The following is a 10192-nucleotide window of genomic DNA, read 5'->3' as shown; positions in this document are numbered from 1 at the left end:
AGGCGGGCCCGCGGGATTCGAACCCGGGTCCGGGGCTCCGGAGGCCCCTGTGCTATCCAAGCTATACTACAGGCCCTTGAAAACCGGAAAATAAGTTCGATCGGTCTGACGGCCGTTCGGGAGTGATTTAAAAGCGGATGCCGGGGTGCCAGCCCCGGCGCGGCTCCGGATGAGAGGGGAGGAGCCGAAGATCCTGTTTCACTCTTTCTTGTCCTTGAGGAACTCGGTGTAGCCGCACTTCCCGCAGGAAAGGCGGTCCTTGTGCTGTGCCAGGAAGACACCGGGTCCGCACTTGGGGCAGGCCTGCCTGGTCCTGACGACCTTGTCGCCCTCGACCTTGTAGAGCTCCCTCTTGGTCTCTTCCTTCTTCGCGGCTGCCTCTTTCTTCGCCATATTGTTCACTCCTGAGCGGGCGCCGCGTCAGCGGGCGCCTCGGCCTTCTTCGACTCGTCCTCGATGCCGTTCCTCTTGAGGAGCTTGCCGTTCTCGTACTTGAGCGCGGCCTTCTTGTTCGCGTAGACCTTGGCGTATCCCTTGGATTTGCCGACGCCGTACTCGGACGCCATCTTCTCGATGACGACGAGGTTCCTGTTGGTGCCGTACTTCTTCGCGATCTCCTCGGCGACAGCGTTCCTTCCGGGAGTTGCCTCCCTCTCGTGGTCGACCTCGAAGCAGACTTCTTTCCTCTCGAAGAGGGCATTGTCCCTCTCATTCGTGTACTCAATCTTCATTAGATCTCCTCCATACTGTCAAGCAGGTGCCTGATGTATGCTCTCGAAGGCCCGTCCGTGTCGACGGCCTTCATCCCTCTCCCGGGCCATCCGTAGACCACCACCGCGCCTTCGGGGGCGTGGAGGATGCACGGCAGCAGAGCCAGATCCTCCTCCCCGATGACACGGAGTATGGCCGCGGACCTCCCGGCCAATGCGTCCGACACCGCCGAGTCCAGGGCATCCGTTATGGTTGCCGCCGGGTTCTCGACGACCGTCTCCGCCAGACCTTCGCTCTTCACGAGGTCGGCGAATCCCGCGGTCCCGTGCCTCTCCGTCATGCCGTCGTAGACGGCGAGGATCGGCACGGCGCCGAGCCGGTACGCCGTGAGGGAGACCACGTCCCCCACTGTAATGAGTTTGTGTTCAGCGTGAATGGTTTTCAGTTCGCTCTCGGATATGTCGCGCCCGACAGGTTTCTTGAACTCCTCCCTCAGGGAGGGGGTCAGCTTCCTGCCGGCCATATGGGATCAGCGGACCTTGAGGGCATAGGTGCCGTTGGCGGTTATGCCCATCTTCTTGGCGATCTCGGACTTCTCGTAGTCCGCGATGGCCACTATCCCCTGCCACTCTTTGGTGGTGTCGCCGCCGCACCTGGGGCAGACGGTGTCCTCGGTGATGAACTGGCAGGACTTGCAGGCACGGTACACCGGACGCGCAGCCGCCATCAGCTCTCACCTTCGCTCTTGGGCTTGGCCTTCTTCTTGGCGGCCTTGCCGTCGGCAGCAGGATCCGCCCCCGAGGCCTTCTTGGCGTCCTCGTCGATCCACTCGATCCTCCCGAGGCCGGGCTGCTTCATGGTGAGCCCGATCTTGCTGTCCTGGGGGGACTTCTCGTTCAGCTCGATGCTGACGACCCTGGCCCTGACCCTGTCCCCGACGGAGAGGGTCCTGCCGGTGTCCTTCCCGACGATCTTCTTGTTGGCCTCGTCCACGTCCACACGGTCGTCCATGATCTGGCTGACGTGCAGGAGGCCGTCGAGCGGACCGAATCTGATGAACGCTCCGAACTTGAGGACATCCACGACGATGCCCTCGATGACCTCGTTCTCGACGAGGAAGTAGGAGAGCTGCTTCATCTTGACAGTCTGGTAGACCGCGCCGTCGCCGTGGACGATGCGCCCCGGCCCCTCGGGAACGGCGTCGCCTACGAGAACGGTGATGGACTTGTTCTCCTCCAGCCTTCCCTCGTAGGTCTCGCTCGAGAGGGAGCCGATGACGTCCGAGATGTCCTCTCCGAGGTCTTTCGGAGGGATGCGGACGTTCCTCTGGGCTTCAGTAATCATATACATGGCGGATCCCTATGGAAGCGCCCTAAACCGCGCATATATTTAATGCCTGCTTATCCGCCGTTATAAAGAATAAAGATAGGCCGGGCCTTCTGGCGCCCCTCGGAAGGGACCGGGCGGCAGGCCCCTGCGCTCGGCCTCTTCGGAGAGCGCCGGATCGGAACCGTCGGTGCGCATGAGCCGGCATACCTTGCCGTCGTCGCGGTATCCGGCGCCGAGCGTGCACACCGGGTTCAGGACCTCCTTCCCCGATACCGCCCCGCAGAGCTTCGCGCCGATGTCGCAGGTGAGCGACAGGATGGTGTCGCACCCCGCGATCTCCGGTGTCTGGCACTTGCGGACGTTCGAGGCTATGCACGAGGCCCCGGTCGACCCGTAGCCGACGATATCGATGCCGTCGGCGGACAGCCTCTCGCCCAGGCTGCGGGCGTTGGCGTCCCCGCCGATCCCGCAGATGCGCGCGCAGGTGTTGCAGGTCCACATGTAGACCTTCCTCCCCCTGCACTGTTCCAGAAGCTCGGGGTACCTGCAGGACCTGGCCATGATCTGCATGGCCGGATGATGCGCCTGCGCATATAGAACCGTTTCCGCCGCCGATCATGCCGCGATGCAATCCGGACCTGATGTGCCAGATGATGAAGTCAGCTCATATCCGCGTCCCGTCGCCGCCGTTCAGGCGCGCGCAGTTGCGCATTTCGCGGGATAATTTTAAATGAAGGGGGCAGGATAGCGAGCGCAAGTGACATAAATGGTCTCGGAAAAAGAGAAGGTCACTCCCGAGGAGAGGGAGGCCTACGAGAAGAAGAACCTGAAGAAGATCCCCGTCAAGGACATCAAGGTCACCAAAGGCATGACCGTGGATGACATGCTCAAGGCCATGGGCAGGGCGGGAGGGTTCACCGCTCAGAAGCTCGCCGACGCGACCGACATCGTCGAGAAGATGAACAAGGACAAGAACTGCCTCAAGATCCTGTCCTTCCCGGCATGCATCATGGCCACCGGCACCCGCGGAGTGCTCGTCGACATGGTGAAGAACCACATGGTGGACCTCATCATCACCACCTGCGGATGCCTCGACCACGACATATCCAGGCTCTACGCCGCCTACTACAAGGGCGACTTCATGATGGACGACGCCCTCCTCAGGGAGAACGAGGTCAGCAGGCTCGGGAACGTCCTGGTCCCCGACGACTGCTACGGGTACGTCCTCGAGGACAACCTCCTCCCCCTGTTCGACGAGATCTTCGCCGAGACGAACTCCCTGACCACCCACGAGATCATAGACAAGGTCGGAGAGCACATCGCCGACACCAAGCCCAAGGGATACCAGGACAGCCTGCTCTACTGGGCCCACGTCAACAAGGTCCCGATCGTCGTCCCCGGGATCACCGACGGCTCCTTCGGATGCCAGCTCTGGATGTACTACCAGACCCACAGGAAGCTCAGGATCGACCTGTTCGGCGACGAGCAGATGCTCTCCGAGATGACCAACGATGCCAAGAAGACCGGAGCCATCATCATCGGCGGCGGCATTTCCAAGCACCACGTCATCTGGTGGAACCAGTTCCGCGGCGGCCTCGACTACTGCATCTACCTGACCACCGCCGAGGAGTTCGACGGATCCCTGTCCGGAGCGAGGATCAGAGAGGCCGTCTCCTGGGGCAAAGTGAAGGCCTCGGCCAAGAAGATGACCGTCGAGGGGGATGCGACCATCACCCTCCCGCTCATCTACGCGGGAGTCGCCGACAGGCTCCTCTGAGCGGATATGCCGAAGAAGCTCCTGGTGCTCCCGGGCGACGGCGACGGCCCTGCCGTCATGGAGGCCGCCGAATCAGCGATCAGGGCAGCCGCTGACAGCATCGAGATCGTCAGAGGCGAGATCGGGGCCTCGGCCCTGAAGCGCACCGGGAGGGCCCTCCCCGCCGATACCGTGTCTTACCTGGCCGAGGCGGACGCGGTGCTGTCCGCCCACTGCGACATGTCCGGAACCGGCCTCAGGAACCCGCTGGAGGACGTCAGGAGGCAGATGAACCTCTTCGAGGAGGTCCGCCCGTTCAGGCAGCTCAGCAGGCACCTCGGGACCAAGAAGGCCGACGTCCTGCTGATCACCGAGAGCCCCGACTCGCTCCCGCCGGTGAGGGAGTACTCCACGCTGTACGGCATCACCAGGGAATCGGACATCTCGTCCGACGCGTCTGAGGAGCTCTTCGCCGCCGCCCGCGCGACCGCGGAAGGCTAGGCAGGCATGCGGCCTGCCTGGTCGCCGGGAACGGCGCCGAACCCGAATCGGACAGGCTCCTGGCACAGTCTTTTTCGGACGCTTTCGAAGGCTCGGATATGAGGACGGAGATCATGTCCGAGGAGAAGGCATCATGCAGGCTCGCCCTGGACCCCTCCGAGTTCGATACCGTCATCTCCGGGCCCGGCCCCGCTGGTTTCCTGCGCGGGACCCTATCGGGCATCATCGGAGGCAGCGGGCTCACGCCCGTAGGCTTCATCGGTAAGGAATTCGGCATGTTCATGCCATCCCGCGGGTTCGGGGAGGTCAGCCCCCAGAGGGCATCGAACCCAACGGCCGCCCTCCTCGCCGCCGCCATGGCGCTGAGGCATCTGGGCGAATCCGACGGGGCGCGCGCCGTAGAGGAGTCCGTCAGCTATATGTACGAGCGCCGGCGGACCACCGCCGACATCGGCGGCAAGATCTCTCCCTCGGCCTTCACCAAGGGTGTGCTCAAGCATATGGAGACGGCGGAGACCGATCGGGCGGCAGACCCGAACCCGGCCGTACGCTGATTTAATACGCTCCGCCCCGTTGCATCATCCATGAAGGACATGGGCCACCGCGCGGCCGTGGAGGACGCGCTCAGATTCGAGAAGGGGGACCGCACCCCGGTGAACAATTTCGCCCTGGTCACGGCCGCCAGGAGCTGCGGGCATAAAGTCAGCGAAGCGAGGTTCGAACCCAAACTGTCCGCCAAGGTATCCGTGGATTATGCGATGAGGACGTACTCGGACTTCGTCAAGCCGGTCTCGACTCGCAGGTGCCGTTCGCCGACATGGGGATGGACGTGGATTTCCCGGAGGATGACTACGGGCGCGTCCGTTCGAAGCTTGTCAGCGAGCCCGAGGACGTCGACAGGCTGGCCTTCTTCGACCCGTCCAAGGCCTCCGAGTGCCCCAGGTTCACCAAATGCTTCACCGAGGCCCTGGAGGAGACTTCTAGGATACTCCCGGAGGACCTCGAGATCTGCGGGCTCACCTGGGGCCCCATAAGCACCGCCGGGTACATCATGGGCGTGGAGGACATGCTCATGGCGACCATGATGGGCAACGAGGAGATGGTCTCGAAGCTCGTCGCCAAATGCGCGGACTTCGTCGCGGACCAGCAGATGACCCAGTGCTCCCACGGTGCCACGGTCATGTGGATGGCCGACCCGACATCCTCCTGCGACATCATCTCCCCGGAGATGTTCCCGGAGTTCTCCGCACCCGCTCTGAAGAAGACGATCTCGAAGGTCAAGAAAGCCTCCGGAGAGCATGCGTTCCTGCACATATGCGGCAACACCCGGCCGATCATCCCGATGATCGCCGATACGGGCGCCGACTGCCTCAGTTTCGATCATGCGGTCCCGGTCAGAGAGGCCAAGAAACTGGCCGGGAAGAAGATCGCGCTCATGGGCAACATCGACCCGGTGAGGTTCATAATGATGGGCACCCCCGAGATGGTGGTCCCGGAATGCTACCGCATCATCAAAGAAGGCGCTGCGGACGGGGGCTTCATCCTTGCCCCCGGCTGCGAGTGCCCGATCAGCGCGCCCGACATGAACGTCATAGCCATGGGACGCGCCGGCAGGAACTACTGGCGCGATCTTTAAGGACACGAGTTCAGGAGCCCTCTGCTCCTTCGCCGGCGGCGGGCTTCTTCCCGCGGCCTTCCGCGACCTGCAGCAGCAGTATGCCGCCGATCAGAAGTGCCAGGAACAGGAATTGGACGGCCCCGAGCATCTGATCGTAGAACAATATCCCGAACACAGTGGAGCACACGGTCCCGCATCCGGTCCACGCCGCGTACGCGGTCCCCGTCGGAAGCCCGAGCTTCAGCCCGCAGTACAGGAACCAGACGCTGACCAGGCTTATGAGGAACGTGAGGACAGACCAGGAGGGGACTGTGAAACCTTCCGTCTCGTTCATAGTGGTGGCCCAGACGGCCTCTATGATCCCTCCCGCGGCGATGTATATCCAAGGATTGACGCCCATGCTCCTCACCTCGATAACTCCAGGCCGGAGATGCCGACGAGGATCATCATGACCGCCAACACCTGGAGCCAGTTCAGTTTCTCTTTCATGAAGGACACGCTGACGGCCAGCGTCACCAGGGCGCCCACGGCCGTCCAGATGGCATAAGTGACCCCGACGTCCAACCCTCCGTCCATGCCCTTGGACATGAACATGAGGCTGCAGAACATGAAGAAGGCCGAGATCAGATACCACGCATATTTCCTGCAGAGGTCCGACTGATACGTCCCTCCCTTCTCCAGAGTGAATACCCAGGCAGGCTCGAAGAAACCGCCCACGATGACGAATACCAGCGGGTCCATGTATGCTCACACACTGCCCGGCCGGAACCGGCCGGGCATGCTGGCATAACCAAAATGGTTTTATTTAGTCTTTAGGGCGAATCCTGGCCTCGAGAGGCTCGATGGCATGCCTGAACTCGTTCTGCGTGGCGATCTTCTTCCCCATGTCCTCTACGAGGTCGTAGACATGCTGTACTGAGCGTACACCGGACTCGATATCCTTCTCCGGTTGCGCCACGCCTGCGAAGTGCTTGTGGGGGACGATGATGGACGTGATGGTGCTGGCACCTGCATCCAGACGCGATTTCATGCCCTGGACGCCCTCGACGTCCAGGGTCGCGGGGATGAACCTGTCGGGGAACAGCAGCCTCATGACCGCGATGGACTTCAGCTCCATCTCGGAGTCCATCGGCTCGAGGTTCTGCAGCGGGGTGCCGGCCTGCGGGACGAAGGTCATGCAGCGGATCTGCTCGCACTTCTCCTCCCCCATCATCAGGATGGAATCCGCACGGTCCTCCATGGTCTCCCCGAGGCCGACCATCATGCCGTCCTCGGTCAGGAGCCCTGCCTCCCTGGCCCACACCCTCTGATTGTACCTGAAATCATAATCCTGATTGAGACGGAGCTTAGCGTACAGGTCCCTGTTGTGGGTCTCCTGGTACACCGCGAAGAAGTCCGCGCCCGCCTCCTTGATGGGGCGCATAGCATCCTTCCCCACCGCGCCCGGGGAGACCATGATAGATATCCCCAGTTTCCTGACGCCCGAGATGATGTCCAGGAGCTCGGCGCAGTTGTCCTTGTACATCTGATCGTCCTCGCCCATGGTGAGGTCGACCAGGTCGATGCCGGCGTCCTTCAGGTCGGCGGCGGTGGCGATTATCTCCTCCGGCGTCTTCCTGTACCTATCGATGCTGTTGCTCTTCCTGAAATAGCAGAAAGTGCAGTTGTTGTGGCAGTAGGTCGAGAAATAGACGAACCCATAGGCGAACACACGGTCGCCGAACTGCCTGTCCCTGACCTCCCTCGCCTCGGCGAAGAGCTCATCCCTGTCCCTGCCCTGAGCAGACAGCAGCTTCACGATTTCGTCCCTGGTGGCCTGATTTCCGTTCCTGATAGAATCGATTATGTCGCTTGTTTCCATCGGCAATGCCTCATAAACACATGCGGACCCTGGCACCTTCAGGTCGGCATTCCGTACCAACGGAGTGGAGACCGTCCGGCCGAGCGGCCTCCGCCTAAGCGTTCATGCATCCGAAATGCATCCAACTCTATTTAACGTGATTGGACGGAGCGGGGCGGCGGAAGAGCCCGGGACCGGATACTGGACAGGGATCTGGCGGAAGCAGGCCCGCCGGATCATCCCTTCCTTATCTTGGCGACAGCAGCCATGACCTCGTCTGCCGCATAATCCGCGCACCTCATCTCGAAGAGGTCCTCGGCGACACCGTCCTTCCTGTGCCTGTTCCTGAACTCCCCGTCATCCATCACGCAGTCGATGAGGGTCGACACGCTCCCGCCGCAGTCCTTGGAACTGTAGTACTTGGAGCCAACTTCTGAGCAGATCTGCTTCAGTTCGTCATCGGTGAGCTTCATGTTCGAATAGGCCACTCCATGCTTGTTCGCATAGTAGACGAGCTTCTTGCGCGGCATCATATGCATCCGCAATCGCTGAGCGCCGTATTAAACCCGACCGTCAGGAGGACCCAGAGATTGTACCGGTATCCGCCGCCGCTGTGCAGGCGGATTCGCTTTTTTACGAACGGCGATAGGGCATCCATGGCAGAAAACGGCAGGACCTTGGAGAGAGCGTTCTACGTAGACGCTCTCATGAACATGGCCGGCGACGGCAAGATAAAGATCGTCTGCGGGATGCGCGGGGTCGGCAAGACCGAGATCATGAAACAGCTGATGGCAAGGCTGAAGGAGGCCAAGAAGGACTGCGTTTACATCGACGCGGAATCCGCCGACTTCCTGGAAGTCGGATACACCGATGCCCTCATGAAGAAGATCTCGGAAGCCGCAGGGCCCGGCCCTATGACCGTCATCGTCGATGAGATATCCCGGATCGACGGCTGGACGGCGGCATTGTACAACCTGACCCGCAGCGGGAAGCTCGAATTCTACATCACATCGTCCGTAGACCCCTCAGATGTCCTGAAGGGCGCTTCGATCGCCAACGGCTACGAGCTGCTCACCGTTCGCCCGCTCTCGCTCCGCGAGTTCATGGATCTGAACGGCATCGAGGGCGAGAGCAACGGAGCGGAATTTTACCGCATCTACGGCGGCATGCCATGCATCAGGACGTCCATGGGCCCGTCCGATGCCCGCAGGGCCCTCAGATCCCTATATTTCGAGATCCTGTACAACTCCCTCGAGAAAGGCGCAGATGCCGCAGATGTCCGCTGCTTCGCGGATTATCTGATGGAGCACATAGGGGAGGGTCTGAGCAAGGAGGACCTCAAAGGATTCCTGGACAAGAGGGGCATGGGCACCAAGAAGATGATCGAGGGGCTGGAGCGCTCCTATCTCATCAAAGTGTTCGCTCCCGGAGTGTTCAAAGGCTCGGCCTACAGGTTTTACGCGGCTGATATCGGCCTCAGGAACTCCCTGCCGGGAGTCAGGAGGGACTGGAAGGCCGAGACCGAGAACATCGTCATCGATGAGCTCGTCAGGCGCGGGCAGGAACCGGAGGCCGGCAAAGGGGACGGAGAGTCCCTGAAATCCAAGGGAATCGACGCATCGCTGTGACCTACATCGTCACAGACTCGCCTGTCCTGGACACTGAGATCCAGTCTGGTCTGAGGTCGGGCAGGACTGTGCAGATAGTCCCGGAGACCGAGGAGCACAGAGGAACCAAACTCTCCGCATTCATGCTCGGGGAGTGAAAAATAGGGGCCGAACGGCCCCGAAACTTGTTTTTCATATGATGATGGACGGTCGCAGTCAGCGACGGCGATCTTCCGATAATCGATCGCTCCGCCGATCGCCCAGCACTCTCGGTTACCATACCATTTAGCAATGTATTGGTAGGGTATTGGTAGGCCGTCAAATCTTTTTTCCGGACCAAGAATAAACTTTCATGTTGACTTCTTTTCCGACTTCTATCAAAATCCAAGACTGATCAGGGTTTTAATGTCGGTTCTGGCAGTATTCAATGATATATCATATTGATTTATCATAGTGAATCGATTATAAATCCCTACCAATTGGTAGGGTATTGGTAGGGTATTGGTATCCTTCAGGAAATATCTGCCCCATCACTCTGTGTATTCAAAGACCGAAATGACCGTTCGATGCGCAGCGATGCTTCATTTCATATCAGAATGAGTTGCCGGAGTTCTGAACATGAACAATCAAGTGAGTCAGAGAGACGGTGAAAGTTCAGCTTAAACGGACATATACGGTCGGCAGGCACCGATTTAATAATGTAAATGGTGCAAGGGACGTGATTTGAACACGCGGACCGCTAGGGACTAGCCCCTCAAGCTAGCGTCGTTGGCCATGCTTGACTACCCTTGCAACAGGTTTCTGGGATACATGACTTATTTATAATCCTT

At 60.3% G+C, this 10192-nt stretch carries 16 protein-coding genes and 2 tRNA genes; 6 read left to right on the top strand and 12 right to left on the bottom strand.

Going from position 1 to position 10192, the window contains the following annotated elements:
* Positions 1 to 3: 3 nt before the first annotated feature.
* The 7 genes from AUQ37_RS06280 to AUQ37_RS06250 form a co-directional block, all read right to left on the bottom strand.
* Positions 4 to 76: transfer RNA gene (locus AUQ37_RS06280), tRNA-Arg, on the bottom strand.
* Between the two features lie 122 nt (positions 77 to 198).
* Positions 199 to 393, bottom strand: a complete 195-nt coding sequence (locus AUQ37_RS06275) for a 30S ribosomal protein S27ae (protein ID WP_058747871.1) — start codon at positions 391 to 393, stop codon at positions 199 to 201.
* Between the two features lie 5 nt (positions 394 to 398).
* A complete protein-coding gene (locus AUQ37_RS06270; RefSeq protein WP_058747870.1) occupies positions 399 to 731 on the bottom strand; it encodes a 30S ribosomal protein S24e in 333 nt (110 codons plus the stop codon).
* The gene (locus AUQ37_RS06265; protein ID WP_058747869.1) at positions 731 to 1234 is read right to left on the bottom strand and encodes a GTP-dependent dephospho-CoA kinase family protein; all 504 of its coding nucleotides are present in this window, start codon (positions 1232 to 1234) and stop codon (positions 731 to 733) included. The genes AUQ37_RS06270 and AUQ37_RS06265 overlap by 1 nt, the downstream gene beginning before the upstream one ends.
* Positions 1235 to 1240: 6 nt before the next feature.
* Positions 1241 to 1438, bottom strand: coding sequence for a transcription elongation factor subunit Spt4 (gene spt4 / locus AUQ37_RS06260; RefSeq protein ID WP_058747868.1), 198 nt, complete (start codon positions 1436 to 1438; stop codon positions 1241 to 1243).
* Positions 1438 to 2061, bottom strand: coding sequence for a DNA-directed RNA polymerase (locus AUQ37_RS06255; protein WP_082662448.1), 624 nt, complete (start codon positions 2059 to 2061; stop codon positions 1438 to 1440). The genes spt4 and AUQ37_RS06255 overlap by 1 nt, the downstream gene beginning before the upstream one ends.
* Before the next feature lie 60 nt (positions 2062 to 2121).
* Positions 2122 to 2610 (bottom strand): hypothetical protein, encoded by a 489-nt coding sequence (locus AUQ37_RS06250; RefSeq protein WP_058747867.1) that lies wholly within the window; start codon positions 2608 to 2610, stop codon positions 2122 to 2124.
* Between the two features lie 196 nt (positions 2611 to 2806).
* Here AUQ37_RS06250 and AUQ37_RS06245 point away from each other — a divergent pair, with 196 nt between their 5' ends.
* The 4 genes from AUQ37_RS06245 (at position 2807) to AUQ37_RS06230 (ending at position 5933) form a co-directional block, all read left to right on the top strand.
* Positions 2807 to 3817 (top strand): deoxyhypusine synthase, encoded by a 1011-nt coding sequence (locus tag AUQ37_RS06245; protein WP_058747866.1) that lies wholly within the window; start codon positions 2807 to 2809, stop codon positions 3815 to 3817.
* 6 nt (positions 3818 to 3823) lie between these two features.
* Positions 3824 to 4297: an isocitrate/isopropylmalate family dehydrogenase gene (locus AUQ37_RS06240; protein WP_058747865.1), complete on the top strand. Its 474-nt coding sequence runs from the start codon at positions 3824 to 3826 to the stop codon at positions 4295 to 4297.
* A 98-nt stretch (positions 4298 to 4395) separates the two neighbouring features.
* Positions 4396 to 4851, top strand: coding sequence for an isocitrate/isopropylmalate family dehydrogenase (locus tag AUQ37_RS06235; RefSeq protein WP_058747864.1), 456 nt, complete (start codon positions 4396 to 4398; stop codon positions 4849 to 4851).
* Positions 4852 to 5114: 263 nt separating this feature from the next.
* Positions 5115 to 5933 carry a uroporphyrinogen decarboxylase family protein gene (locus AUQ37_RS06230; RefSeq protein ID WP_201013816.1) on the top strand — a complete coding sequence of 273 codons (819 nt, stop codon included), beginning with the start codon at positions 5115 to 5117 and terminating at the stop codon, positions 5931 to 5933.
* A gap of 10 nt (positions 5934 to 5943) precedes the next feature.
* On the opposite strand, the gene AUQ37_RS06225 is transcribed toward AUQ37_RS06230, so the two are convergent.
* From AUQ37_RS06225 to AUQ37_RS06210, 4 genes are all read right to left on the bottom strand, one after another.
* Positions 5944 to 6315, bottom strand: coding sequence for a multidrug efflux SMR transporter (locus tag AUQ37_RS06225; protein ID WP_058747872.1), 372 nt, complete (start codon positions 6313 to 6315; stop codon positions 5944 to 5946).
* A gap of 5 nt (positions 6316 to 6320) precedes the next feature.
* Positions 6321 to 6656, bottom strand: a complete 336-nt coding sequence (locus AUQ37_RS06220; protein ID WP_058747862.1) for a multidrug efflux SMR transporter — start codon at positions 6654 to 6656, stop codon at positions 6321 to 6323.
* Positions 6657 to 6720: 64 nt separating this feature from the next.
* Positions 6721 to 7776, bottom strand: coding sequence for a methylornithine synthase PylB (gene pylB, locus AUQ37_RS06215; RefSeq protein ID WP_058747861.1), 1056 nt, complete (start codon positions 7774 to 7776; stop codon positions 6721 to 6723).
* Positions 7777 to 7991: 215 nt separating this feature from the next.
* Positions 7992 to 8288: a hypothetical protein gene (locus AUQ37_RS06210; protein WP_058747860.1), complete on the bottom strand. Its 297-nt coding sequence runs from the start codon at positions 8286 to 8288 to the stop codon at positions 7992 to 7994.
* 123 nt (positions 8289 to 8411) lie between these two features.
* Between AUQ37_RS06210 and AUQ37_RS06205 the strand changes: the two genes are divergently transcribed.
* Both AUQ37_RS06205 and AUQ37_RS10020 read left to right on the top strand, forming a co-directional pair.
* Positions 8412 to 9383, top strand: a complete 972-nt coding sequence (locus AUQ37_RS06205) for an AAA family ATPase (RefSeq protein WP_058747859.1) — start codon at positions 8412 to 8414, stop codon at positions 9381 to 9383.
* Positions 9380 to 9520: a hypothetical protein gene (locus tag AUQ37_RS10020; RefSeq protein WP_157844314.1), complete on the top strand. Its 141-nt coding sequence runs from the start codon at positions 9380 to 9382 to the stop codon at positions 9518 to 9520. The genes AUQ37_RS06205 and AUQ37_RS10020 overlap by 4 nt, the downstream gene beginning before the upstream one ends.
* Positions 9521 to 10067: 547 nt before the next feature.
* Here AUQ37_RS10020 and AUQ37_RS06200 read toward each other — a convergent pair.
* Positions 10068 to 10154: transfer RNA gene (locus AUQ37_RS06200), tRNA-Leu, on the bottom strand.
* Positions 10155 to 10192: the final 38 nt, after the last annotated feature.

The sequence above is a fragment of the Candidatus Methanomethylophilus sp. 1R26 genome, from assembly GCF_001481295.1.
Lineage (GTDB): Archaea > Thermoplasmatota > Thermoplasmata > Methanomassiliicoccales > Methanomethylophilaceae > Methanomethylophilus.
Note: the sequence above shows the minus strand (reverse complement) of the source record. Positions and strands in the feature narration are given on the sequence as shown.